Raw genomic sequence first — 25,165 nt, forward strand, 5'->3', positions numbered from 1 at the left:
AGCCTGCCAGACACCGCGCCTGAACTACCGTTAAGCTCCCCAGCGTGAGTGCCGCAGAGTCGCTGTACACGCCCGAACGCATCGCCGCCGCCCGCGAGGCCGCCGCGTCCCTCGGGCTCGACGCCCTAGTCATCACCCCAGGCGCCGAACTGCGCTACCTGACCGGATACGACGCGCACGCCTCAGAACGGCTCACCGCGCTCGTCGTCCCCGCCACCGGCCCGGCCGCCCTCATCGTGCCACGCCTGGAACGCCCGCTCGCCGAGAACAGCCCGCTCCCCGGCGTCGGCGTGTCCCTCACCGACTACATCGACGGCGAGGACCCCTACGCCCTCCTCGCCGCCCACCTCGACGAGCACCTGGACGGAAAGAACCGCGTCCTCGGCGCCGCCGAACGCATGTGGGCCGCCCACTGGCACGGCATCGAAAACGCCGTCCACGGCGCCCGCCTCGCCCTCGCCGGGACCGTCGTCAACCCCATGCGCATGGTCAAGAACGCCGCCGAGATCGCCGAACTCGGCCGCGCCGCCGGCGCCATCGACCGCGTCCACGCCCGCATGGGGGAGTGGCTGCACCCCGGCCGCACCGAACGCGAGGTCGCCGCCGATATCGCCGCCGCGATCATCGAGGAGGGCCACACCGCCGTCTCCTTCGTCATCGTCGCCTCCGGCCCCAACGGCGCCAGCCCCCACCACGGCGTCTCCGACCGCGTCATCGAACGCGGCGAGCCCGTCGTCGTCGACATCGGCGGCACCGTCGCCTCCGGCTACGGCTCCGACTGCACCCGCACCTACAGCATCGGCGAACCGCCCGCCGACTTCACCGCCTACTACGGCGCCCTCAAGGCCGCCCACCAGGCCGGAGTCGACGCCGTCCGCCCCGGCGTCACCGCCGCCTCCGTGGACGCCGCCACCCGCGCCGTCCTCACCGACGCCGGCTACGGCGAGTACTTCACCCACCGCACCGGCCACGGCATCGGCCTCGACGGGCACGAGGCGCCCTACATCGTCTCCACCGACGAGACCGTGCTGACCCCCGGAATGACCTTCTCCATCGAACCGGGCGTGTACCTTCCCGGCCGCCACGGCGCGCGCATCGAGGACATCGTGGTGTGCACCGAGGAAGGTGTCACGCGCCTGGACATCCTCCCGACCGAGGTGACCGTCCTGTGACCACCGACCGCCTGCTCCCCACCGACGAAGCGGCCGCCATCCTCGACCTGGCCGCCGACATCGCCGACCGCGAACTCGCGCCCCGCGCCGAGGCCGCCGAGGAGAACGGAGAGTTCCCCCGCGAGGCCCTGCGCACCCTCGGCCGCGCCGGGCTTCTGGGACTCCCGTACCCCGAGGAACACGGCGGCGGCGGGCAGCCCTACGAGGTCTACCTCCAGGTCCTGGAGACCCTCGCCCAGCGCTGGCTCACCGTCGCCGAAGCCGTCAGCGTCCACACCCTCGCCTGCTACCCCCTCGCCGAATACGGCGCCCCGGAACAGCGCGAACGCTGGCTGCCCGACATGCTCGGCGGCGAACTCCTCGGCGGCTACTGCCTCACCGAACCCGCCGGCGGCTCCGACGCCGCCGCCCTCACCACCAAGGCCGTCCGCGACGGCGGCGATTTCGTCATCAGCGGCACCAAGGCGTGGATCACCCACGCCGGAGTCGCCGACTTCTACCAGGTCTTCGCGCGCACCGGCGGACCCGGCGCCGCCGGGATCTCCTGCGTCCTCGCCGAGGCCGCCACCCCCGGCATCAACCCCCAGAAGCCCGAACGCAAGATGGGCCTCAACGCCTCCCCGACCGCGATCATCGCCTTCGACGACGCCCGCGTCCCCACCGAACGCCTCATCGGCGACGAGGGCACCGGCTTCCGCATCGCCATGTCCGCACTGGACGCCGGGCGCCTCGGCATCGCCGCCTGCGCCGTCGGCCTCGCCCAGGCCGCCTGCGACTACGCCACCGCCTACGCCAAGGACCGCGAGCAGTTCGGCACCCGCATCATCGACTTCCAGGGCGTCGGCTTCATGCTCGCCGACATGGCCACCCAGATCACCGCCGCGCGCCAGATCGTCCTGCACGCCGCCCGCCTCAAGGACGCCGGACGCCCCTACAGCGTCATCGCCGCCCAGGCCAAGCTCTTCGCCACCGACATGGCCATGAAGGTCACCACCGACGCCGTCCAGGTCCTCGGCGGCTACGGCTACGTCCGCGACCACCCCGTCGAGCGCTACATGCGCGAGGCGAAGGTCCTCCAGATCGTCGAGGGCACCAACCAGATCCAGCGCATGGTCATCGCCCGCGCCATGGGCAAGTAGGACCACCGCGGCGGGGAGCCACACCGTTCCCCGCCGCGTTACCACCCGTTCGTCCACACACCCACCACCGCATCGCCCGCGTGCCCGAACCGGTACGCCGGTACCGTTGAGGCGTGGAAGACCTCGACCGCCAAATCGTCGCCGCGCTCACCGCGGACGGCCGCATGTCCTACACCGAACTCGCCGAACGCGTCGGCCTGTCCACCTCAGCGGTGCACCAGCGCGTCAAGCGGCTGGAGGAGCGCGGCGTCATCCTCGGATACACCGCGCGCCTCGACTACGAGAAGGCCGGACTGCCGCTCACCGCCTTCGTGGCGATCAAGCCCATCGACCCCGCCGCCGACGACGACGCGCCCCAGCGCCTGTCGGCACTGCCGGAGATCGAGGACTGTCACTCGGTCGCGGGGGAGGACTTCTACCTGCTCAAGGTGCGCGTCAACGGTCCCACCGCGCTGGAGCGCCTGCTGGCGCGCATCCGCTCGGAGGCCGGCGTCACCCACCGCACCACGATCGTGCTGTCCACGCCGTACGAGGGCCGTGTGCCCAACCTGGACGGGGCGAAGAAGACCCCGTTAGGGGGAGCGGGACGGGGGCACTGACCCCGCAGGACACTCAAGAGCCGTCACCACGGAGCGGGTCCCGGAGATCGGGGCCCGCTCCGTTCTCATGTGGCCGCACCGGACGGCCCGCCGCCTGAGCGCGTGGATCACGGTGACGGGAGTGGAAGCCGGACTCTCACATTCGATGGATAATTGATAGTTATGTCACCTCGCCGCGACATGGCCGACATCTCAAGGTCCTAAAGCCACGCGATCAGAAGGAAGCGGCACGGACCCCGGTGGGCTGTCGGCCCGCTGATCGGGCCCGCACGGCCGGTCTGTGCCTATCGCGGAGAGGTCCGCGGGGGAGGGGCGGCTGATTCGAGGGCGATGACGCGTTCCAGGGACTCCCGGAGCTGGGCGACCCGCTCCTCTCCGAGCGCCCGGGACCATCGCCGCTCGATGTCGGCGAGTATCCGGACCGCCGCGGCCTGGGCCGCCCTGCCCTCGCCGGTCAGCCGGATGATCTTCGCGCGGCGGTCGGCCTCGTCGGCGACCCGCTCCAGGTAGCCGTGCTTCTGAAGGTCGTCGATGAGTTCGCCGATCGCCTGCTTGGTGAGCCCGGCGCGCTCGGCGAGCGTGGTCAGTCGTGAGCCCCCGGCGTCGATGTTGCGGAAGACGGAGCCGTGGACGGAGCGGATCCCCTCGAATCCCTCTTCGGCCAGCTCCTCGTGGAGTCCCTTGAGCACGATGTCCCTGGCCTGGGTGAGCAGCGCGGACAGTGGCAGTCCGGGCCCTTCCCGCCTCTCGCTCGTCTCGGATCGCGTCATCGCCGGCCCTTCCCGTTGATTGATCAGGCGCCTTGACAATATCAGGAGAGATGATACGGTCACCTGACTATCAGGGAACATGACTAAAGTTTTCCGGAGGATGAAATGCCCGAGATCCCAGAAATGCGCGAGCACTTCGCGAACCTGTTCACCCGGCCACTGCCCGCGCACGTCACCGCGTCGGAGACGACGCTCGGCGGTCGGCCCGCGCTGGAGCTGCGCCCGGCGGCGTCCGGCGTCGCGGGGGAGGACGTGCTGCTCTACCTGCACGGCGGGGGCTTCGTGGTCGGCTCGGCGCGCGCCACCGCGCACCTCCCCGCCGAGCTGCTGCGCCACCTGGACGGCCGGGCGGTCTCGCTCGACTACCGCCTGGCGCCCGAGCACCCCTTCCCCGCCGCGCCCGACGACTGCCTGGCGGCCTACCGCGAGCTACTGGACTCCGGCGCCGACCCGCGACGGCTGGTGCTCGCGGGCGACTCCGCCGGTGCCATGCTGGCCGTTGTCACCATGCTGCGCGCCCGGGACGAGGGGCTGCCGATGCCGGCCGCCGCGGTCCTGTTCTCACCGGTGGCCGACCTGACCCTCGGCGGGACGAGCGTGCGCACCAAGGACGGCGTGGACCCGATCTTCACCCCGGCCGATCTCGGGTGGTTCTTCGAGCGCTACCTCGACGGCGCCGAGGCCGCGGCACCCGGGGCGAGCCCGCTCTTCGCCGACCTCGCCGGGTTGCCGCCCCTGCTGATCCAGGCCGGTTCGAGCGAGCTGCTGCTGGACGACGCCGTCCGCCTGGCCGGACGGGCCGCGGCCGACGAGGTGACGGTGACCCTGGAGGTCGCCGCGCGGCAGCCGCACGTCTTCCAGCACGACGGCACCTCGGCCGAGGCGGTGGCGGCGCTGGAGCGCGCCGGCCGCTTCCTGTCCACCCGGCTCCACGACGAGAAGGCGGCGGCATGAACCTCCTGGACCAGGTGACCGGGCCCGTCCTGGCACCCCACGACGAGCGCTACGACACCGAACGCGCCGGCTAGCAGACCGCCCGCACGCACCGTCCCGACCTCATCTTCGCCGCCACCGGGCCCGCCGACGTACAGGCGGCCGTGCGCTACGCCGTTGACCGGGGGCTCCCGGTGGCCGTCCAGGGCACCGGGCACGCCACGGCCGCCGTCGCCGCCGAGGGCGGCGTCCTGATCACCACCGCGGGCATGAGCGCCGTCCGGATCGACGCCGCCGCCCGCACCGCGTGGGTGGCCGCCGGAACACGCTGGGACCAGGTCGTCCACGCGGCGGCACCGGCCGGGCTGGCACCCCTGTCCGGCTCCGCCCCGCACGTCGGCGCGGTCTCCTACACCCTCGGCGGCGGCCTGGGCCTGCTGTCCCGCGGCTTCGGCTACGCCGCCGACCACGTGCGGAGCCTGGACGTCGTGACGGCCGACGGCCGCCTGCGGCACGTCACCCCCGACCGCGAGCCGGACCTGTTCTGGGCCCTGCGCGGCGGCCGTGACAACTTCGGCGTGGTCACCTCGATGGCGATCGACCTGATGCCGGTCACCGTCGTGTACGGCGGCGTGCTGGTCTTCCCGGCCGAACGGGCCGCCGACGTGTTCGCCGCCTACCTTGAGTGGACCGCGACCGTCCCGGACGTCATGAACTCCTCGATCGCGCTGATCGCCACACCCGACTGCCCCTCCATCCCGGAGCCGATGCGCGGGCGCCACACCGTCCAGATCCGCATCGCCCACGCACCCGGCGACCCCGCTGAGGGGGAGCGGCTCGTGGTGCCGCTACGCACGCTCGGCCCGCTGATGGACACCCTGCGCGTGCTGCCCTACACCGAGGCCGGGTCGATCCACAATGACCCCGTCGCGCCCGGCGCCACCGAGTCCGGGACCGCCATGCTCGGCGAGCTCGGCCCGGCCGCGCTGGACGCCGTCCTGGCCCTGGCCGGGCCGCACGCGCCCGTACCGCACGTGGTGGAGCTGCGCCACCTCGGTGGCGGGCTCGCCCGCCCACCGGCGGTACCCAACGCCGTCGGCAATCGCGACGCGCGCCATCTGCTCAATGTGGTGTCCCGGATCGAGCACTCCGGCACCGGCGAGATCCGCCGGGCCCACACGCGCCTGTTCGCCGCGATGGCCCCGTGGAGCACCGGCGGCCGGTTCCTGAACTTCATGAACGGCCGGGACGCCGCCGGTCAGGTGCGCTCGGCCTACAGCCCCGCCGACTACGAGCGGCTCACCGGCCTGAAGGCCGTCTACGACCCGCGCAACACCTTCCGGCTCAACCACAACATCCCGCCCGGCCGGGTGCCGGGCGGGGACTAGGAGACGGTCATGCCGGGCTCGCTGGCGCGGCCGTGACCGTGATGGGCACCGGCTTCTTCTGGGCGCCACGGGGCGCGGCGGGCTTCGGCATCCCGGACGGCCCCACCGGCGACCCGGCCTTCCGTGTTCGGCCGAGCGTCAAAGGCGTCCGCGACATCGGGGCGGGCCTGAGGATCCTAGTCGTGCCGGTCGGCGGGACCACTCACCTGCTGGACTGGGTCGTGCCGGCCGCCTGACCGGGTCAGCGCAGTGCCGCCCGGAAGGTGCGCCGGTAACCGTCGGGCGGCACGCCCACCACACGCTTGAATTGCCGCCGCAGCGTCGCCGCGGTGCCCAGCCCGGTGGCCAGGGCGACGGCGTCCATGCTCTCGTCGCTGACTTCGAGCAGCTCCTGGGCGCGCCGGACCCGCTGCGTCAGCAGCCACTGCAGCGGTGTCACCCCCAGCAGCGCGTGGAACTGCCGCCCGAGGTTGCGGGGGCTGGTGTGCGCGCGGCGGGCCAGGTCGGTGACGGTGATCGGCTTGTCGAGGTGCTCCTGGGCCCACGCCAGCACCTGCGCCAGCCGGTGGTCGTCACGGGCGGGCAGGGGCGTGCTCACGAACTGCGCCTGCCCGCCGGGCCGGTGCGGCTGGGCGACGAGGCGGCGGGCCACGGAGTTGGCGATCCCGGCGCCGTGGTCGCGGTGGACCATGTGCAGGCACAGATCGACGGCGGCGGCCTTCCCGGCGGCGGTCAGGACGCTCCCGTTGTCGGTGTAGAGGACGTCGGCGTCGACGTGGGCGGCCGGATACCGCGCGGCGAGGTCGGCGGCGTGCGCCCAGTGGGTCGTGGCGCGGCGCCCGTCGAGGAGCCCGGCGGCGCCCAGGACGAACGCGCCGGTGCACAGGGACGCCACCCGCGCGCCCGCCTCGTGTGCCGCGCGCACCGCCGCCACCAGGTCGTCCGGGACGGTGCCGGGGTCGGCGAGGGCGGGCACCACCACCGTGTCGGCGGTCGAGGCGTGCGCGAGCCCGGCGGCGGGTTCGACGGTGAACGGCCCCACGCGCACGGGCCCGGGCCCGCACAGGACCACGTCGTACCAGCCCTCGGACTCCTGCGGCGGATTGCCGAAGATCTCGTGGGCGACGCCGAGCTCGAAGTGGAGGAGTTCCCCGGCGGCGAGGATCGCGACGGTGTGCATGTCCGAAAGTGTACGGTGCTCGTCGTTTCGGACAATGACGTCGTGATCAAGGACGTGTGAAGCTTGCGGCGACGAGATCGACAGCACCGCTGAGAGGACCCCTCATGGGCAACACCGTGGTCGTATACGGCGCGACGGGACACACCGGCCGCTTCATGGTCGCCGAGCTGCGCGAGCGCGGCTTCGGCGTGATCCTCTCCGGACGCGACGCCGCCCGGCTGGAGGCCTACGCCGCCGAGATCGGCGGGGCGGACATCCGCCCGGCGACCGCCGACGACGCGGCCGCGCTCGATCGGGCCCTCGCCGGGGCCGACGCGGTGGTCAACACCGCCGGTCCCTTCGCCACCACCGCCGGGCCGGTGGCCGCGGCGGCGGCCCGCGCGGGCATCCCCTACGTCGACGTGGCCGCCGAGATCGAGGCGAACGCCGACACCTTCGCCGACAACGCCGGCGCCACCACCCCGATCGTCCCGGCGATGGCCTTCTACGGCGGCCTGGGCGACCTGCTGGTCACCGCGCTGATGGGGGAGTGGACCGCCGCCGACGAGGTGCACGTGGCCTACGGCCTCAACGGCTGGCACCCCACCGAGGGCTCGCGCGTGGCCGGCGCGGTCTCCGTGGAGCGCCGTGGCGGCAAGCGGGTGCGGTTCCGCGAGGGCGCCCTGGAGTACCACGCTGAGGACCTGCTGCGGCAGAAGTGGTCGTTCCCGGAGCCGCTGGGGGAGCGCGACGTGGTCGCCGAGTTCACCATGGCCGACGTGGTGACCGTCCCCAGCCACTTCGCGGTGCCCGAGGTGCGCACCTACATGAGCGCCGAGGCCGCCGGGGACATCGCCGACAAGGACACCCCGACGCCGGTGGCCGCCGACGACTCGGGCCGCTCGAACCAGACCTTCGTCGTGGACGTGCGGGTGCGCGCGGGCGGCGTCGAGCGCCGCGCGATCGCGCGGGGACGCGACACCTACGCGGTGACCGCGCCCTTGGCCGCGGAGGCGGTGGAGCGGCTGCTGTCCGGCCGCGCCAAGGTCAGCGGCGTGGCCTCGGCGGGCGCGATGTTCGACGCGGCGGACTTCCTGCGGGCCCTGTCGCCGCACATCGAGGTCGAGTTCCAGGACTGACGGCCCGGGGGAGTGGGGCCGAACCCACTCCCCACTTGGTGAGCAGGGGACGGTCCTTGCACGTTCCGGGGAACGCGCGGCCGCCTCCTTCGCGCCACGCCCCGATGAGGATCGCACCGTAAGCGGCATTCCCCAGGCTTCGCCCGTGGTGCGGCTGAAATCGGCACCGGCCGTCACGCGCGACGCCCGCCTGGTCGTCCTCGCCCGTGCCCTGCGCACCCTCGCCTTCGGCACCACCAGCGTCCTGCTCGCCGGGATGCTCCTCGACGACGGGCGCACCCCCGCCGAGGTCGGCGTGCTCATCGCCGTCGCCGCGGCCGGATCGGTCGCCGGATGCGTCCTGATGGGCCTCTACGCCGACCGCTGGGGCCGCCGCCGGGCCCTGATGGCCGGCGCCGCCCTCATGGCCGCGGCCGGATGCGTCTTCGCGGTGTGCGAGTCGTTCCCGATGCTGCTCTTGGCGGCCTTCGCCGGGACCGTGTCGCCCTCCACCAACGACAACACGCCCTTCAGCGGCGTCGAGCAGGCGATCCTCGCCCAGTCGGTGCCCGAACGCGCCCACACCCGCGCGTTCACCGCCTGCAACTTCCTCGCGCTGCTGGCCGGGGCCCTCGGCGGCCTGCTCGCCGCCGCGCTCGGCGAGGCCGGATTCGTCTCGGCGGGGGACCTCGGGTTCTGCGTGTACGCGCTGCTGGCCCTCGCCGTCCTGGCCGTCTGCGCGATGCTGTCACCGGACGCCGAGGCCCCGCGAGCCACCGCACCCGGCCGCTCGCCCGGGCCCCCGGAGCGTCTCCCATTGCGGATGAGGCTGCTCGCCGGGCTGTTCGCCGTCGACGCCTTCGCCGGGGGACTGGCGGTGCGGACCATGCTCGCCTGGTGGCTGCACGAGCACTACGGCGCCGGTCCCGCCGCGCTCGGCCTGCTGTTCGCCGCGACGAACCTCCTGTCGGCGCTGTCGGCGCTGGCCGCTCCGTCCTTCGCCGGCCGGTTCGGTCTCCTGCGCACGATGCTGGTCCCGCACGCCGCCGCCAACGTGCTGCTGCTGTGCCTGCCCTTCGCGCCCGGATTCACCGTGGCCGCCGCCGTCCTGTCCAAGATCGACGTACCGGCGCGCCAGGCCTTCGTCGCCACCATCACCACGCCCGCGCACCGCACCGCCGCGGCGAGCCTGACGAGCGTGGCCCGCAGCGTCGCGGTGTGCGCCAGCCCCCTCGCCTCGGCCGCGCTGCTGGCCGGAGCGGCGGTGCCGGCCTCGGCGCCCCTCGTCCTGGCGGGGGCCCTGTCCATCGGCTACGACGCGGGCGTGTGGCGCTGGTTGCGGCCACGACGGGCGTGAGGGAGCGGGCAGGAGCGTTCGGGGAGCAGGGCACACCCCCACGATCCACAATGTCTCCATGACCCCTCGAATTTTTTTATCGATAATGGAGGGTTATGTCAAATACTTGCCCGGCCAGTCGACCTCTGCAGCCACAAAACCTTCTCCGATCAAAAGCGCGCCGGGCGCGCCGTGATCATCGGGGCTTCCGGCGCGGGGGGATGGCTCTAACGCGGTGGTCCTCTTGGCGCGGCGGGGTGCGATGGCGGAGGTGGACAGGAGGGTCGCGGCGGCGAGACCGCCCCAGAGGGCGACCGGGCCGTGCGGCGCCAGTGCGGTGATGACCGCCGGGGAGACGGCCAGGCCGAAGCCGGTGGAGAGCTGGAGCCGCGCGAGGGAGCGTCCCAGGACACGGCTCGGGGCGAGGGCTGCCACGAGAGGGGTGGCGCTGCCGGTGTAGATGATCTCGCCGATGGTGCAGACGACGGACACCGCCACGAAGGCCGGGGGACCCCAGTCGCGTCCCAGTGCGGTGGCGGCGAGGAAGCCGAGGTAGGAGGCGGTGAGGACCGCACCGGCGAGGGCCAGCACGGTCCGCCGGGAGAAGCGCGACATCAGAACGGTGACCGGGACCTGCAGGGTCACCACCAGCACGGTGTTGGCCACGAAGATGGCCGCCGACCACACCGGGGAGGCGTGCAGGCCGGTCACTAGCACCAGGGGGACGGCGATTTCGAAGATGTTGAGGCAGAAGGCGTAGACCACGTTGGCGGCCAGCAGCGCGCGCATCCGTGGCGCGGGACCGGCGTCGGCGCCGGTGGCCGGAGTGGTGGCGGTGTCCGCGCGCAGGCGGACCGACCACGTCAGGGCGGCCGCGGCGAGATAGGCGAGCCCGGTGGCGGCCGCCAGTACCCGCAGCGCGGTGGTGCCGCCGGCCAGGCACGCGGTGGCGAGGAGGGCGCCGACGCCCAGGCCCGCGTTGCGCAGGGCTCGGCCGGCCGCAAGCGCGGTGTCGCGTTGGTGGCCGTGGGTGATGGTGGTGACGAGGGCGGCGTGGGCGGTGGGCCATGTCTGGTTGCCGATGCCGAGGAGGAGGGCGGCGGTGGCGAATGGCCAGAGGTGTCCGGGTGGGGTGGTGAGTAGTAGTGCCACGCCGAGGACTCGGATGAGCATGGAGGTGGCGACGACGGTGCTGCGTGCGCCGTGGTCGAGCCATCGGCCGATGGCGGGTGTGGTGGTGAGTCCGATGAGGATGCCGATGGTCATGGTGGTGCCGGTGGTGGTGGCGGAGAGTTCGAGTGCGGTGATGCCGTAGAGGAGGAGGAAGGGGCGTAGTAGGCCGGTGCCGAGTGCGTCGATGGCGAGGGCGATGGCGTAGCGGGGGCCTCCGGTGGCGTGGATGAGGGTGCGGGGGTGGAGTTTGGTGCTGGTCATGGTGTGACGGTGCGTCGGCTGGTCTGGTTTGGCCGTTGGGTTGACGGTGTTGGTCAAGCGGTTGGGTGGTGGGGTGGGTGGGGGGTGATCATGGGGGGATGGTGTTGAGGATCGACATCGGTGGTGTGCCGGTGGAGGGGTTGCGGTTCGGGGTTTCGCCGCTGGCGGAGTTGACGGCGATGTTGCATGTGCTGGCCGAGCCCGCGCATCATCCGTTGTTCGCGGGGTGGGCGGGGGAGGTGTGGGCCGGGTTGCGGCCGGAGTTGGCGGAGCGGTTGCGGGAGGCGGAGTTCCTGTGGCGTTCTTCGCGGGCGGATTTTCTGGTTCCGGCTCGTGCGAGGGGGTCTTTGGCCGAGGAGCTGGACGATGTGGACCGGATCGGTGATGAGGCTTATGTGGCGGCGGCGCTGGTTACCACGTGTGGCAATGATCGGGTTCGTTTCGGTGGGCGGTCGCCGTTGGTGGACGCGGGTGCGCGTGAGCGTGCGCTGGGCTTGGCGCAGGCTCGGGGTGGGTTGCAGGAGGCTTTCGCGGAGCGGTTGCTGGCGGATCCGGTGGGGGTGCGGGCCCGGGTGCGGCGGACGTTGGAGGAGTGCGCGGGGGCGTTTTTCGACGCGGCCTGGGAGGGGGTGGTGGTGCGGTTGGCGGGGGATGCGCGGGTGAAGGGGGATCTGTTGCGGCGCCGGGGGGTCGGGGCGGCGCTGGCGGGGGTGTCGGGTGCGGTGTCGTTGGCTCCGGGTGGGGGCGCGATCGTGGTGGACAAGTTGCAGGACGGTGTGGTTTCGGCTCGTGGTGGTGGAGTCACGTTTTTGCCGAGTGTGTTCGGTCGTCCGCATGTGGTGGTGGTTCATGCGGTGGGGTGGCGGCCGGTGGTGCAGTATCCGGTCGCGGAGGTGGGGCCGCCTGGGGAGGGTGTGTCGCTGGAGGTGGTGACGCGGCGGCTGGAGGCGTTGGCGCATCCGGTGCGGTTGCGGTTGTTGCGGACGCTGGTTCGTGGTGGGCACACCACGGGTGAGCTGGCGGGTGCGTGGGGGCTTTCGGCGCCGGAGGTGTCGCGTCATTTGGCGGTGTTGCGCCGGGCGGGTTTGGTGACGGGCCGGCGGGAGGGACGTTATGTGCGTTACGTCGCCAATGTTGGGGATGTGGCGGCGTTGGGGGGTGATGTGCTGGCGGCGGTGCTGCGGTGAGCGGGGTGCTCACATGGCGCGTGCGAAGTCGGCGATGCGCGCGGCGAGTGGTCCGGCGGCTCGGGCCCAGGTGATGTGGCCGAGTTTCTTCACGCCCGCTTCGTGGGGTGTGTAGTGGTGGCGGACGGTGGTGGTGCCGGTGAGCTGGTCGGTGAGGTAGTTGCCGGTGACGGCGGGGGTGAAGCCGTCGCCGTCGATGCTGATGGACAGCACGGGGACCTTGACGGCGGCGAGGTCGCGGCCGGGCAGGGGGATGAGGGTGCCGCGGCGGATGGCGTGGGCCCAGCCGCGGATGACGCCGACGGGCTGGCGTCCGGTGGTGCCCTTCCAGGGCCAGTAGCCGAGGGTGCGGGCGGTGCCGAGGACGCCGGCGGCGTAGGCGTGGGCGAGGGGGCCGCGCCAGCCGAGGAGGGCGGCCCAGGGGATGCCGCTGGCGACGAGGGCCATGCCGTGGACGGCGGGGTCGGCTTGCCCGGCGAGGTGGAGGGTGGCCAGGTGGCCGCCGATGCTGTGGCCGAGGAGGAGGACGGGGCGTCCGGCGAAGTGCTCGCGCAGGTGGGTGAGCTGGATTTGGACGTCGTCGACGAGTTCGGGGTAGCCGTAGTCGTGGCCGCGTGCGGGGTGCGGGGTGGAGCTGCCGGTGCCGCGCAGGTCGGTGACGGCGACGGTGAGCCGGTGTGCGGCGAGTGCTTGGGCGAAGGGGCGGTAGTAGCCGGCGGGGACGCCCATGGCGGGCAGGATGAGGATGTTGGGGCCGTTGGTTTGGGGGTAGCGGTGGACGCCGAGGCGGTGGCCGTCGTGCTGGATGTGGTCCTGGGCGTATGGGGTGGTCACGTTCGAATACTACTTGTGGGTAACCAAGGGTGTTCGAAACGGTGTTCATGTTCGGTAGTCGTGGGTGGTGGGTGGTGGGCCTGCGTCGATGTCGCCCTTATCGGGAACCGGTGGCGACTGTTGGTGCCCTGAGCGAACGTTGGGTATTCGCTGACTGACGATGGGTCCGCAGTGATTGACAGTTTCTGTGCGATTCCGACAGATTGCGGGGTTACCGGCCCGCTAGCCCGGGCCCCGACATGAATGGAGTCGGTCCATGAGACGCACTCTCGTGGCCGCCGCGGCACTCGGCTTGTGCGCAGGCGTCACGTTAAGCGCCGTCGCCTCCGCCGATCCGCGGCCCGCGGCCACACCGCAGGCGAATGTATTAGCCGTTGCGGCCCAGGCCGCCGACGCGTACGTCAACTCGCGCGCCGCCGATTTGTACGTCGGCTCGCATGACACCTTCCAGCGTGTGAAGTCGGAGCATTCGCTCGGGCTCAACTTCATCTCCTATGAGCGCGCCTATGACGGGATTCCGGTCGTGGGCGGCGACTTCGTGATCGCGACCAACGATGCCGGGACGGTGCTGTACACCTCGGTGGCGCAGACGGCGAAGCTGTCGCTGGCCGACACCAAGGCGGATCGCTCGGCGAAGGACTCCACGGCCGAGGACGCGCTGGCGACGGCTCGCCTGGTGGTCTTCGCGCACGGCGACGCCCCGGCGCTGGCCTATGTCAGCCAGGTGGCGGGGGTGGACGAGGACGGCGCGCCGATCCTGCGGTCCATCTACACCGATGCCGACTCGGGTAAGGAACTGGCCGTCTATGACGACGTGAAGGCGGGTACGGGTAACACGTACTACAACGGTCGTCCCGGCACCGTCCAGTTCGGTACCTCGCCCAACAGCCCTTCGGGTTACATCATGCGCGACGCGGCCCGGCCGGGTCTGTCGTGCGCTCCCCAGGGCGGTGCGGTCTACACCGATGCCGATGACACCTGGGGCACCGGTACCGGCACCGACCTGGTGACGGCGTGTGTGGACGCGATGTACGCCGCGGGCCAGGAGTGGGACATGCTGGCCGGCTGGGTCGGCCGCAACGGCATCAACGGCACCGGTGGGGCGTTCCCGCTGTTCGTGAACCTGAACGACGTCAACGCGTACTGGAACGGCAGTTCGGCGACTTTCGGTCACTCGCAGGACAACCAGCGGCAGCTGACCTCGATCGACATCGTGTCCCACGAGCTGGGGCACGCGATCTTCCAGACCACGCCCGGTGGTTCCTCCGGTGGCAATGAGACCGGTGGCATCAACGAGGGCACCGGTGACATTTTCGGTGCGCTGACCGAGTGGTGGGACAACCAGCCGGTGGCGTCGGGTAATGACTCGCCGGACTATCTGGTGGGTGAGGCCGCGGGTCTGCTGACCCCGGGCGCGCCGATTCGCAACATGCCCAACCCGGGCGCCGAGGGCGACCCGAACTGCTGGTCGACGTCGATTCCGAGCACCGAGGTGCACGCGGCGGCCGGTCCGATCAACCACTGGTTCTACCTGACGGCCGAGGGCACCGCGCCCGGTGGCGCGGGCAAGCCGGGTTCGACGACGTGCAACAGCACCACCATCCCGGCCGGTGTCGGTATCGCCAGCGCGGGCAAGATCTGGATGGGCGCCCTCAACGGGAAGAACTCGTCGTGGACGTACGCCCAGGCGCGCAAGGCGGCGCTGAACTTCGCCGCGACGTCGCCGGTGTTCGCCACCTGCACCGAGTACAACATCGCCAAGGCGGCCTTCGACGGCGTGAGCGTTCCGGGTGGTTCCGACCCGGTGTGCTCGAAGAACACCCGTGACTTCGACTTCGGGATCAGCCCGGCGTCGGGTTCGGTGCAGCCTGGCGGCTCGGCGTCGGCGACGATCGCGACGACGAACGTGGGCACGCCGCAGACGGTGTCGTTCTCGGCCACGGTGTCCCCTGCCCAGACGACCATCTCCGCGACGGTCACGCCCTCCTCGGTGACGACGCCGGGTTCGGCGACTTTGAACGTGACGACCACGGCGGCCACGCCGCAGGGGACGTACACGATCACGGTGGTGGGTACCGGTGAGACGGGCACGAAGTCCCGCACGTACTCGTTGACGGTGTCGACGGTGACGCAGCCGACGGTGATCTTCGGTGACGACTTCTCCACGAACAAGGGGTGGACGGTTAACGCTGGCGGCACCGACACCGCCACGGCGGGCAAGTGGGAGCGCGGCGACCCGGCGGCCACCAGCTACTCGGGTACGACGCTTCAGCGCAATGACTGCGCGACGGAGTCGACGTGCCTGGTGACGGGCGCGGCGGCGGGTACCGATGCCGGTACCTATGACGTGGACGGCGGCACGACGACGATCACGTCTCCGGCGATCGCGGTTCCGGGTGGCAAGGCGGCGAAGATCTCGCTGAAGTACTACCTGGCGCACCTGAACAACGCCTCCTCGGCCGATGGTTTCAAGGTGACGATCACCGCGCCGGGCATCGCCTCCAAGGTCGTGGTGAACGTGCCGGCCTCGGCGGTCAACAAGGCCGGTGCTTGGCTGGCCTTGAGCAACGCCGACATCAGTGAGTTCGCCGGTGCCACGATCCGCATCGTGGTCTCGGCGACCGACGCCTCGACGGGCAGCCTCATCGAGGCCGCCGTCGACGACGTGCAGGTCGTCTCCGGCTGATCGAGTGAACGCACGATGGTGCCGCCGGACGCGTCTCGCGTCCGGCGGCACTTTTATGTTCATCGATCTTGCTGGCATCCTTGTCGCATGATCGATCCCCTCGCCGGTCTGACGTTGTCCCGGTTGCGTGAGCGCACGAGTGTCAAGTGGCGGCTGTACCCGGCCGATGTCCTGCCGGTGTTCGTGGCCGAGATGGACGCCGAGCTGGCGCCGCCGGTGGCGCGGGCGCTGTCGGCGGCGGTGGAGCGCGGCGACACCGGGTACCCGCATCCGGGGCGCCTGCCGGAGGCCTTCGCGGCCTTCGCCGAGCGCCGTTACGGGTGGCGGGTCGACCCGGGCGCGCCGGTGCTGGTCGCGGATGTGATGACGGGGCTGTCGGCGGCGCTGGAGCAGGTGAGCGGGCCCGGCGACGCGGTGGTCATCTCCACACCGGTGTACCCGCCGTTCTACCGGGCGCTGCGGGATCTGGGGCGGCGCATCGTGTCCAGCCCGCTAGATTATGACAAGTCGCGCGGATTCCGGCTGGACCTGGACCGCCTGGAAGCCGATTTCGCCGCCGGAGCGAGCGCGTATCTGCTGTGCAATCCGCACAACCCGGCCGGTTTGGCGTTTTCGGAGGCGGAGTTGCTGGCGGTGGCCGCTCTGGCCGAGCGGTACGGGGTGCGGGTGGTGGCCGATGAGATCCACGCGCCGCTGACGATGCCGGGCGTGCCGCATGTGCCCTTCGCGTCGCTGGACACCGAGGCGTCGGCGGTCTCGTTCACGGCGGTCTCGGCGTCCAAGGCGTGGAACCTGGCGGGTTTGAAGGCGGCGCTGCTGGTGCCGGGGCCCGGGGCGGATGTGTCGGGGCTGGATCCGGAGCTGCCCGATCACGCGGGGCTGTTCGGGGTGCTGGGGTCGGTGGCGGCGTTCGAGGAGGGCGGGGAGTGGCTGGACGGGTTGCGTGAGAGTCTGTTGCGTAACGGCGCGCTGGTCGCACGGCTGCTGGGTGAGCGTCTGCCGGAGGTGGGGTTCGTGGCTCCCGCGGCGACGTATCTGTCGTTCCTGGATTTCCGGGATCTGGGGCTGGGCGCCGATCCGGCCGAGGTCCTGCTGGAGCGGGGGCGTGTGGCGCTGGTGCCGGGCCCGCACTTCGGTGTGGAGGGTGAGGGTTTCGCGCGGCTGAATCTGGCGACGTCGCCGGAGGTGCTGGCCGAGGCGGTGGACAGGATAGTGAAGGCGGTGTCGTGACCTGGTCGGAGCCGGTGGACGCGTCCCCCACGGGGGTGCGTTCGGCGTTGGTGCGCCTGGCGGTGGCTCGCGGGCGGGTGGGGCAGGTGATGGGCGCGGCGATCGCGGCCGGCGGCGGGTACGCCGAGCTGGAGGCGCTGTCGCTGGAGATGATCGCCGGTGCCGATCCCGAGATCCGGCGGGTGGGGGCGTGGGCGCTGGGGCAGCTGGCGGTGCGCCACGGGGGCCTGGACCGTGATCGGGTGCTGACGGCGTTGCGGCGGTGCCTGCTGGATCCGGTGGCCGGCGACGCCGCCAATGAGGCGATGGGCGTGGTGCTGGCCCTGTAGGGCCGGCACACGAAGGAGGGGCCGCGCGGTATGCGCGGCCCCTTCTTCATGGTGCGCCTACTTGGTGATCAGCGAGCGCAGGACGTACTGGAGGATGCCGCCGTGGCGGTAGTAGTCGGCTTCGCCGGGGGTGTCGATGCGGACGACGGCGTCGAAGGTGACATCGCCCGCGGTGACCTTGACGGTGGTGGGGATGTGTCCGTCGTTGAGGTCGGTGACGCCGGTGAAGGAGAAGGTCTCCTCGCCGGTGAGGCCGAGGGTGTCGGCGGTGGTGCCTTCGGGGAACTGGAGGGGGAGGACGCCCATGCCGATGAGGTTGGAGCGGTGGATGCGCTCGTAGCTTTCGGCGATGACGGCGCGTACGCCCAGCAGTGAGGTGCCCTTGGCGGCCCAGTCGCGGGAGGAGCCGGAGCCGTATTCCTTGCCGGCCAGGACGACCAGGGGGGTGCCTTCGGCCTGGTAGTTCTGGGAGGCGTCGTAGATGGCGGCGACGGGGGCGCCGGGCTGGGTGAAGTCGCGGGTGAAGCCGCCTTCGGTGCCGGGGGCGACCTGGTTGCGCAGGCGGATGTTGGCGAAGGTGCCGCGGATCATGACTTCGTGGTTGCCGCGGCGGGAGCCGTAGGAGTTGAAGTCGGCGGGGCTGACGCCGTGCTCGGTGAGGTACTTCCCGGCGGGGGAGTCGGCCTTGATGGATCCGGCGGGTGAGATGTGGTCGGTGGTGACGGAGTCGCCGAGCTTGGCCAGGACGCGGGCGCCGGTGATGTCGGTGACGGGGGTGGGTTCGGCGGGCATGCCGTCGAAGTAGGGGGCCTTGCGGACGTAGGTGGACTCGGGGTCCCATTCGAAGGTGGCGCCGGTGGGGATGGGCAGGCCCTGCCAGCGGGCGTCGCCGTCGAAGACCCCGGCGTAGTCCTTGAGGAACATGTCGCGGCCGATGTTGGAGTTGACGATGGCCGAGATGTCTTCGTGGGAGGGCCAGATGTCGCGCAGGTGGACGGGGTTGCCGTCGGTGTCGGTGCCCAGGGCGTCGTTGTCGAGGTCGAAGTCCATGGACCCGGCCAGGGCGTAGGCGACCACCAGTGGCGGGGAGGCCAGGTAGTTCATCTTGACGTCGGGGTTGATGCGGCCTTCGAAGTTGCGGTTGCCCGACAGGACGGAGGTGACGGCCAGGTCGGCGGCGGCGATGGCGGCGGAGATCTCGGTGGGCAGGGGCCCGGAGTTGCCGATGCAGGTGGTGCAGCCGTAGCCGACGACGTTGAAGCCGAGCTTGTCGAGGTAGGGGGACAGGCCTGCGCGCTCAAGGTAGCCGGTGACGACCTGGGAGCCGGGGGCCAGGGAGGTCTTGACCCAGGGTTTGCGGGTCAGTCCCTTGTCGACGGCGTTCTTGGCCAAAAGGGCCGCGCCGACCATGACGTAGGGGTTGGAGGTGTTGGTGCAGGAGGTGATGGCGGCGATGACGACGGCGCCGTGGTCGAGTTCGAAGCTCGTGCCGTCGGGCAGGGTCACCGGGGTGGGCTTGTGGGGGCGGCCGTTGGGGCCGGCGGCGGGGGAGTCGGAGGCGGGGAAGCTCTCCTTGCCGGCCTCGTCGTCGGCGACGTAGTTGGCAACGTCGTGGCGCCAGGTGGTCTTGGCCTGGGTGACCTCGATGCGGTCTTGGGGGCGCTTGGGTCCGGCGATGGAGGGCACCACCGTGGACAGGTCCAGCTCCAGGTACTCGCTGTAGGCGGGCTCGACGGAGGGGTCGTGCCACAGGCCCTGGGCCTTGGCGTAGGCCTCGACGAGGGCGAGCTGCTGTTCGCTGCGGCCGGTCAGGCGCAGGTAGTCGAGGGTTTCTGCGTCGATGGGGAAGATGGCGCAGGTGGAGCCGAATTCGGGGCTCATGTTGCCGATGGTGGCGCGGTTGGCCAGGGGGACCGAGGTGACGCCTTCGCCGTAGAACTCCACGAATTTGCCGACGACGCCGTGGTCGCGCAGCATTTCGGTGATGGTGAGGACCAGGTCGGTGGCGGTGGCGCCGGCGGGGAGGGTGCCGGTGAGCTTGAAGCCGACGACGCGGGGGATGAGCATGGAGACGGGCTGGCCGAGCATGGCCGCCTCGGCCTCGATGCCGCCGACGCCCCAGCCCAGGACGCCGATGCCGTTCTCCATGGTGGTGTGGGAGTCGGTGCCGACGCAGGTGTCGGGGTAGGCGATGCCGTCGCGGACCATGACCACGCGGGCCAGGTGCTCGATGTTGACCTGGTGGACGATGCCGGTGCCGGGGGGGACGACCTTGAACTCGTCGAAGGCGGTCTGGCCCCAGCGCAGGAACTGGTAGCGCTCGCGGTTGCGCTCGTATTCGCGGTTGACGTTGCGTTCGAGGGCGTCGGGGCTGCCGAAGTAGTCCACGATCACCGAGTGGTCGATGACCAGCTCGGCGGGGGCGAGGGGGTTGATGCGGTCGGGGTCGCCGCCGAGGTCGCGGACGGCTTCGCGCATGGTGGCCAGGTCGACGACGCAGGGGACGCCGGTGAAGTCCTGCATGATCACCCGGGCGGGGGTGAATTGGATCTCCACGCTGGGGGTGGCGGTGGGGTCCCAGGCGGCGAGCGCGCGGATGTGGTCGGCGGTGATGTTGGCGCCGTCCTCGGTGCGGAGGAGGTTCTCCAGGAGGATTTTGAGGCTGTAGGGGAGTTTGTGCTGTCCGTCGACGGCGGAGAGCTGGTAGATGTCGACGTCGGTGTCGCCGACGTTGATGGTGGTTTTGGCGTTGAAGCTGTCGAGGCTGGCCACAGTTACTCCCTCGATGGTTTCTTTGTCGGTGATCTCTTGGGTCAGTGTGCCGCAGGGCCTTGCCGGTGGTGTTGGCAAGGGGAGGCTTGGTGTGGTTGTTTTCGTGTTCGCCACCACCATACCGCAAACCGTACGTCCGTCTTGCTAAGGTGTCGGGGTAACGTCCGCCACTCGCCGTTGGAGGCATCCGTGAGCTACGGCATCGATCATGTTCAGCTGGCCATTCCCGCCGGTGGGGAGGAGGCCGCGCGGCCCTTCTACGCCCGGATTCTGGGACTGCGCGAGCTGGTCAAGCCCCCGGCGCTGGCGGTGCGGGGCGGGGCCTGGTACCGCGGTCCCGGGGACGAGGGCATCGAGCTGCACCTGGGCGTGGAGGCCGATTTCGTCCCGGCGCGCAAGGCGCACCCGGGGCTGCTGTGGGCCGACCTCGACGGGCTTGCCGCGCGGCTGGAGGCCGGGGGGTTCGAGGTGACCTGGGACAATGAGTCGATCCCGGGGCGGCGGCGGTTCCACACCTTCGACCCTTTCGGCAACCGCCTGGAGTTTTTGGCCCCGGCCTAGAGAACGTAAAGGAGCCCGGCCTGTGGGCCGGGCTCCTGAAAGCGGGGGGTCTCAGCGCTCGTCGAGGCCGAGGTCCTGGATGTCGTAGGGGTAGACCTTGGGTTTGTCGCTGGCGGCGTTCAGGCGCGCCATGTGCTCCCCCGTCAGCGACCATCCCGAGGCGGCGATGTTGCCGGTGTAGTGGTCGAAGGTGCGGGGCCCGATGATGGGGGCGGTGACCCCGGGGGTCTGCATGAGCCAGCGCAGCGCCACCTGCAGGGCGGGACGCCCGGTCTCGGCGGCCACGGCGTGCAGTTCGTCCAGGACGCGCCAGGTGCGCTCGTTGGCGTAGAGCTCCCACTTCTCCAGGTGGGTGACCTTGGCGTTGGCGATGCGGGTGCCCTCGGGTGGTGCCTGCATGCCGCGGTGGAAGCGCCCGGCCAGCCAGCCGGCGCGCAGCGGGCTCCACGGCATCAGCCCCAGGCCCTCGTTGGCGCAGATGGGGGCCAGTTCCCACTCCACCTCGCGGTCGAGCATGTTGTACAGCGGCTGCAGGGCGGTGTAGGGCTCCCAGCCGCGGGCCAGGGAGGTGTCGATGGACTTCTGCAGCTGCCAGCCGGTGAGGTTGGAGGCGCCGAGGTAGCGGACCTTGCCGGCCTTGACCATCAGGTCCAGTGCGCCCAGGGTCTCCTCCAGTGGCGTCACCGGGTCCCAGAAGTGGGTGTAGTACACGTCGATGTGGTCGGTGCCCAGCCTGCGCAGGCTGGCCTCGACGGCCTTGACCAGGTGCTTGCGGGACAGTCCGTGGTCGTTGCCGCCGGGACCCCAGAACACCTTCGTGGCGATGACCAGCTTGTCGCGGTCGCGGCCTTTGAGCCAGCGGCCCAGGATCTCCTCGGAGGCCCCGGAGTGGTAGGCGTCGGCGGTGTCGATGAAGGTCCCGCCGGCCTCGGCGAAGGCGTCCAGGATCGCCACCGAGGTCTCCTCGTCGGTGTCGCCCCCGAAGTGCATCGCGCCCAGGCACAGCTCGCTGACCCGCAGCCCGGTCCGGCCCATGTAACGGTATTCCACGATATTCCTCGATCCATCTCGTCGCTTCACCGCGACGCTATGACCTGGAGCGCGCTCCAGGTCAAGCCCCGCCTCACGACCACTGCCCGGAGAACACCGCCCGCCGCAGCGGGCCGATCTTCCCGCACGCGCCCAGAAACACCCTGGCGAAGGCCCGCGGCACCCGCCCCTGGATCGCCTGCCGCGTGCGCGCCAGCGACGCCGCCACCGCCGCGAACCCGTAATCGCGCATCCCCGCCTCGAAGGCGGCCAGCTCATCGCGCAGCCGGCCACCGGCCATCGCCCGCCGCAGCGCACCCGACAGGGCCGCCGCATCGCGCAGGGCGGTGTTGGCGCCGACACCACCGGTGGGGGGCATGGCGTGCAGGGCGTCGCCCAGGACGGTCACCGGGCCACTTCGCCAGGCGCCCACCGGCCGGGCGGCGAAGAACGCGAAAGAGTTCACCGTGGCCGGATCGGTCTCGGCGACCATCCGCCGCAGCAGCGGATGCCACTGGCGCACGCGCGCTGCCACCGGGTCGCGCGCCGCCTCGCCCGACAGCCCACCGGGGATCACCCCCGACCTGGTCACCAGCGCCCACAGCAGATAGTCCTCACCCGGCAGGGTGGGATCACGGCGGACGTGGACGGCGGTGAACAGGAAGTCACGCGGCCCCATCACCACGTTGAGGCCACCGGAAAAGACCTCCGGCAGCCACGACCTGGTCTCCGGCGTCAGCGCCAGCCTCCCACCCGTGCCGGTCGCGCCGGTGTCCACGCGCCCGGCGTGCGGCAGCAACTGCGCCCGCACCCGCGAGCGCGTGCCGTCGGCGCCCACGAGCAGGTCGGCGTCGAGAGGGGGGCCGTGGGTGAAGTGGGCGCGCACGCCGCCGCCGGGGAGGGCCTCGTAGTGGGTGAAGTGGCGGCCGAAGTCGACGGTGGCGTCCAGGCCGTGCAGGAGGGTGCGGCGCAGGGTGGCGCGGTCGGCGGCGTGGTGGCCGCCGGTGATTCCGGCGCGGAAGAGGGTGTCGTCGATCTGGCAGAGGGTGCGCAGGCGCTGGGTGTGGAAGCCGAATCCGGCGGTTCCGGGGTCGCCGGTGGCGGCGGTGAGGTCGTGCCAGGCCTCAGGGGTCAGGCACCGGCGTAAGGCGGCCGAGCCGGTGGGGTCGATGTGGAGGCGGTAGCCCTGTTCGCGGGCGGTGGGGGCGGTGTCGCGTTCGCAGACGGTGACCTGGGCGCCGCTGCCGCGCAGGCCCTGGGCCAGGCACAGGCCGCCGATGCCGGCGCCGATGACGGTGATCTTCACGGGTGTCTCACTTCCGCAGCAGGTCCAGCAGTGCCTTCAGCACCGCCGGGGCGGTGGCCGGGTGGTTTCCGGCGCCTTTGACGGTGGCGATGACGAGGTCGGCGTGGACGGGGTGGGGCAGTAGCGCGGTCAGGGAGGCGCGCCAGCGGTCGTCGCGGGGGCCCATGAGGGCGGCGATGGCGGTGTCGCGGGTGGCGTGCAGGTCCAGTTCGCGCATGAGGGTGAACAGGTCGGGGCGGGTGGTCATGAGCGCGGCCAGGTGCCGCAGGTGCTCGGTGAGGGTCTGGGTGGGGCCTTCGGCGGGGCGGAAGGCGGCCAGGGCGCGGTCGGCGACGGCCTCGATGAGGTCGGCCTTGGTGGGGAAGTGGTGGTGGAGGGTGGAGTGGTCGATGCCGACGGCGGCGGCCACCGCGCGGGTGCGCAGCCCGGCGATGCCGTGGGCGACGATGAGGTCGTGGGCGGCCTCGATGAGCTGTGCGCGGCGTGCGGTCATGCTCCCGACATCCTCTCCACCAACCGGTTGGTGGAGAGCGTAGCGGGGAAAGGCCCGCCCCGTCCAGCACCGACGGCGGCGGGCCCTGAGAGGTCGCCTACCCGGGCAGGCGGGGACCGGCGGCGCGCTGCTCGCCCAGCCAGGTCTCCACCTGCGCCGAGGTGCGCGGCAGCCCGTCGGAGAGGTTGACCGTGCCGTCGGCGGTGACCAGGATGTCGTCTTCGATGCGCACGCCCACACCCCGCAGCTCGGCCGGCACCAGCTCGTCGTCGGCCTGGAAGTACAGGCCCGGCTCCACCGTCACCACGTGACCGGGCTGGAACTCCCCGTCATGGTAGTGCTCGCGGCGGGCGTTGGCGCAGTCGTGGACGTCCAGGCCCAGGAAGTGCCCGTAGCCGTGCAGGGTCCAGCGGCGGTAGAGCTGGGAGTCGGGCTCCATGGTCGCCTCGACGCTGCCGGTGAGCAGGCCCAGGTCGTGCAGGCCCTCGGCCAGCACCCGCATGCACACCTGCGTGATGTCCTTGTAGACCACACCCGGCTTGATCGCGTCGATACCGGCCTGCTGGGAGGCGTAGACCAGGTCGTAGACCTGCCGCTGCAACGGCGTGAAGGAACCCGAGACCGGGACGGTGCGGGTGACATCGGCGGTGTAGAGGTGATTGTTCTCCACTCCCATGTCCATCAGCAGCAGCTCACCGGGGGTGGTGGCGCCGTCGTTGCGGATCCAGTGCAGCGTCGTGGCGTGCGAACCGGCGCCCACGATCGAGTCGTAGCCCACCCCGTTGCCCTCATGGCGGGCCCGCAGCGCGAAGACGCCCTCGATGAGCCGCTCACTGACCGCGCCGGTGGCCGGCAGCACCCGGGCGACGTCTTCGAAACCGCGCACGGTGATGTCGACGGCCTCCTGCAGCTGCGCGATCTCCCACGCGTCTTTCAGCGCCCGCAGCTCCGAGAGCCGCTCGGCCAGCTCAACGTCGCGCTCGCCCGACCCGGTGACGGCGACCTTGGCGTCCACATCGGCGTCGAAACCGCGCAGGACCCGCGTGGCGGCCGGCGCCAGATGCTCCAGCACCGACACCAGGCCCGTCACGTTGCGGGTCTCCACACCCAGCTCCAGCGACTTCTCCTCCAGCGAGTGCGAGCGCCCGATCCACAGCTCGCCGTACTGGGCGGAGCGGAAGAACTCATCGGTCGAGCGCGACTTGCGCGCCCGCCGGTACAGCACCGCGTCGTGCCCGCCGGCCGTGGCGTGCAGCACCAGCACGCCCTCGGGGTCGTAGTCGCCGGTCAGCCACGCGAAGTCCGAACCCGCCCGGAACCGGAAGAAGGTGTCGTTGGCGCGCTGCTTTTCACCGCCGGTGGGGATCACCAGCGTCTGGCCGGGGAACAGCTCCGAGAGGCGAGCGCGGCGCTGGGCGTGGTTGGCGGCCTGGGGGAGGCGGGTGAGGCCGGGGATGGGGGATTCGCCCCAGCCGGTGCGCATGAATTCCAGGAGGCGGGGCGGGTAGCCGGTGTCGTGTTTGCGTTCGCCTTCGACCGGCTGGGTGGGAACGGTGTTGTCCTCGCTCACAGGGGTGCTCCATTTCAGTAAACGGCCGGGCGTCATTGCAATGTTACTGTGCGGGGGTGTGCACTTCGACGGTATCGCCTGGCGGTGGGCGGCGGGCGGGGTCGGTGCCCGCGGGTGCCG

General features: G+C 71.3%; 22 protein-coding genes. 13 read left to right on the forward strand and 9 right to left on the reverse strand.

Annotated features, from left to right (window positions below; translation table 11 throughout):
* The first annotated feature begins 44 nt into the window (after positions 1–44).
* The 3 genes from QSK10_RS17395 (at position 45) to QSK10_RS17405 (ending at position 2,910) form a co-directional block, all read left to right on the forward strand.
* The gene (locus QSK10_RS17395; protein ID WP_285663881.1) at positions 45–1,172 is read left to right on the forward strand and encodes a M24 family metallopeptidase; all 1,128 of its coding nucleotides are present in this window, start codon (positions 45–47) and stop codon (positions 1,170–1,172) included.
* Positions 1,169–2,311 carry an acyl-CoA dehydrogenase family protein gene (locus QSK10_RS17400; protein WP_285663882.1) on the forward strand — a complete coding sequence of 381 codons (1,143 nt, stop codon included), beginning with the start codon at positions 1,169–1,171 and terminating at the stop codon, positions 2,309–2,311. The genes QSK10_RS17395 and QSK10_RS17400 overlap by 4 nt, the downstream gene beginning before the upstream one ends.
* A gap of 113 nt (positions 2,312–2,424) precedes the next feature.
* Positions 2,425–2,910, forward strand: a complete 486-nt coding sequence (locus QSK10_RS17405) for an Lrp/AsnC family transcriptional regulator (RefSeq protein WP_285663883.1) — start codon at positions 2,425–2,427, stop codon at positions 2,908–2,910.
* A 284-nt stretch (positions 2,911–3,194) separates the two neighbouring features.
* On the opposite strand, the gene QSK10_RS17410 is transcribed toward QSK10_RS17405, so the two are convergent.
* Complete coding sequence (locus tag QSK10_RS17410) at positions 3,195–3,680, reverse strand: MarR family winged helix-turn-helix transcriptional regulator (RefSeq protein ID WP_285663884.1); 486 nt, start codon at positions 3,678–3,680, stop codon at positions 3,195–3,197.
* Between the two features lie 105 nt (positions 3,681–3,785).
* On the opposite strand from QSK10_RS17410, the gene QSK10_RS17415 reads away from it, so the two are divergent.
* The 3 genes from QSK10_RS17415 (at position 3,786) to QSK10_RS17425 (ending at position 6,237) form a co-directional block, all read left to right on the forward strand.
* On the forward strand, positions 3,786–4,634 hold the full coding sequence (locus tag QSK10_RS17415) for an alpha/beta hydrolase (RefSeq protein ID WP_285663885.1): 849 nt from the start codon (positions 3,786–3,788) through the stop codon (positions 4,632–4,634).
* Between the two features lie 104 nt (positions 4,635–4,738).
* The gene (locus QSK10_RS17420) at positions 4,739–6,001 is read left to right on the forward strand and encodes an FAD-binding oxidoreductase (protein ID WP_432705342.1); all 1,263 of its coding nucleotides are present in this window, start codon (positions 4,739–4,741) and stop codon (positions 5,999–6,001) included.
* 32 nt (positions 6,002–6,033) lie between these two features.
* Positions 6,034–6,237, forward strand: a complete 204-nt coding sequence (locus tag QSK10_RS17425) for a DUF4267 domain-containing protein (RefSeq protein WP_285663887.1) — start codon at positions 6,034–6,036, stop codon at positions 6,235–6,237.
* A 5-nt stretch (positions 6,238–6,242) separates the two neighbouring features.
* Here QSK10_RS17425 and QSK10_RS17430 read toward each other — a convergent pair whose 3' ends face one another.
* Complete coding sequence (locus QSK10_RS17430; protein WP_285663888.1) at positions 6,243–7,181, reverse strand: helix-turn-helix domain-containing protein; 939 nt, start codon at positions 7,179–7,181, stop codon at positions 6,243–6,245.
* A gap of 104 nt (positions 7,182–7,285) precedes the next feature.
* Between QSK10_RS17430 and QSK10_RS17435 the strand changes: the two genes are divergently transcribed.
* Together QSK10_RS17435 and QSK10_RS17440 are read left to right on the forward strand one after the other, a co-directional pair.
* The gene (locus tag QSK10_RS17435; protein ID WP_285663889.1) at positions 7,286–8,299 is read left to right on the forward strand and encodes a saccharopine dehydrogenase NADP-binding domain-containing protein; all 1,014 of its coding nucleotides are present in this window, start codon (positions 7,286–7,288) and stop codon (positions 8,297–8,299) included.
* A 145-nt stretch (positions 8,300–8,444) separates the two neighbouring features.
* Complete coding sequence (locus QSK10_RS17440) at positions 8,445–9,635, forward strand: MFS transporter (RefSeq protein ID WP_285663890.1); 1,191 nt, start codon at positions 8,445–8,447, stop codon at positions 9,633–9,635.
* Positions 9,636–9,728: 93 nt separating this feature from the next.
* On the opposite strand, the gene QSK10_RS17445 is transcribed toward QSK10_RS17440, so the two are convergent.
* Positions 9,729–11,048 (reverse strand): MFS transporter, encoded by a 1,320-nt coding sequence (locus QSK10_RS17445; RefSeq protein ID WP_285663891.1) that lies wholly within the window; start codon positions 11,046–11,048, stop codon positions 9,729–9,731.
* 98 nt (positions 11,049–11,146) lie between these two features.
* Here QSK10_RS17445 and QSK10_RS17450 point away from each other — a divergent pair, with 98 nt between their 5' ends.
* On the forward strand, positions 11,147–12,235 hold the full coding sequence (locus QSK10_RS17450) for a DUF5937 family protein (RefSeq protein ID WP_285663892.1): 1,089 nt from the start codon (positions 11,147–11,149) through the stop codon (positions 12,233–12,235).
* 9 nt (positions 12,236–12,244) lie between these two features.
* On the opposite strand, the gene QSK10_RS17455 is transcribed toward QSK10_RS17450, so the two are convergent.
* Positions 12,245–13,069, reverse strand: a complete 825-nt coding sequence (locus QSK10_RS17455; RefSeq protein ID WP_285663893.1) for an alpha/beta hydrolase family protein — start codon at positions 13,067–13,069, stop codon at positions 12,245–12,247.
* 256 nt (positions 13,070–13,325) lie between these two features.
* On the opposite strand from QSK10_RS17455, the gene QSK10_RS17460 reads away from it, so the two are divergent.
* The 3 genes from QSK10_RS17460 to QSK10_RS17470 all read left to right on the forward strand — a co-directional run bounded on the left by QSK10_RS17460 (position 13,326) and on the right by QSK10_RS17470 (position 17,314).
* Positions 13,326–15,755 (forward strand): M4 family metallopeptidase, encoded by a 2,430-nt coding sequence (locus tag QSK10_RS17460; protein WP_285663894.1) that lies wholly within the window; start codon positions 13,326–13,328, stop codon positions 15,753–15,755.
* Positions 15,756–15,842: 87 nt separating this feature from the next.
* Positions 15,843–16,985, forward strand: a complete 1,143-nt coding sequence (locus QSK10_RS17465) for a MalY/PatB family protein (RefSeq protein ID WP_285663895.1) — start codon at positions 15,843–15,845, stop codon at positions 16,983–16,985.
* A complete protein-coding gene (locus QSK10_RS17470; protein ID WP_285663896.1) occupies positions 16,982–17,314 on the forward strand; it encodes a hypothetical protein in 333 nt (110 codons plus the stop codon). Before QSK10_RS17465 ends, QSK10_RS17470 begins: the two co-directional genes overlap by 4 nt.
* Positions 17,315–17,371: 57 nt before the next feature.
* Here QSK10_RS17470 and acnA read toward each other — a convergent pair whose 3' ends face one another.
* On the reverse strand, positions 17,372–20,086 hold the full coding sequence (acnA, locus tag QSK10_RS17475) for an aconitate hydratase AcnA (RefSeq protein ID WP_285663897.1): 2,715 nt from the start codon (positions 20,084–20,086) through the stop codon (positions 17,372–17,374).
* Positions 20,087–20,275: 189 nt separating this feature from the next.
* Between acnA and QSK10_RS17480 the strand changes: the two genes are divergently transcribed.
* Positions 20,276–20,647 carry a VOC family protein gene (locus QSK10_RS17480; protein WP_285663898.1) on the forward strand — a complete coding sequence of 124 codons (372 nt, stop codon included), beginning with the start codon at positions 20,276–20,278 and terminating at the stop codon, positions 20,645–20,647.
* 51 nt (positions 20,648–20,698) lie between these two features.
* Here the strand turns inward: QSK10_RS17480 and QSK10_RS17485 are convergent, their stop codons facing one another.
* From QSK10_RS17485 to QSK10_RS17500, 4 genes are all read right to left on the reverse strand, one after another.
* Positions 20,699–21,697 carry an aldo/keto reductase gene (locus QSK10_RS17485; RefSeq protein WP_285663899.1) on the reverse strand — a complete coding sequence of 333 codons (999 nt, stop codon included), beginning with the start codon at positions 21,695–21,697 and terminating at the stop codon, positions 20,699–20,701.
* A gap of 73 nt (positions 21,698–21,770) precedes the next feature.
* Entirely contained in the window at positions 21,771–22,982 is a 1,212-nt protein-coding gene (locus QSK10_RS17490; protein ID WP_285663900.1) for an FAD-dependent oxidoreductase, read from the reverse strand.
* 7 nt (positions 22,983–22,989) lie between these two features.
* Positions 22,990–23,475, reverse strand: coding sequence for a TetR/AcrR family transcriptional regulator (locus QSK10_RS17495; RefSeq protein ID WP_285663901.1), 486 nt, complete (start codon positions 23,473–23,475; stop codon positions 22,990–22,992).
* Positions 23,476–23,572: 97 nt separating this feature from the next.
* On the reverse strand, positions 23,573–25,045 hold the full coding sequence (locus QSK10_RS17500) for an aminopeptidase P family protein (RefSeq protein ID WP_285663902.1): 1,473 nt from the start codon (positions 25,043–25,045) through the stop codon (positions 23,573–23,575).
* Positions 25,046–25,165: the final 120 nt, after the last annotated feature.

It is taken from the genome of Actinorhabdospora filicis (assembly GCF_030269765.1).
GTDB lineage: Bacteria > Actinomycetota > Actinomycetes > Mycobacteriales > Micromonosporaceae > Actinorhabdospora > Actinorhabdospora filicis.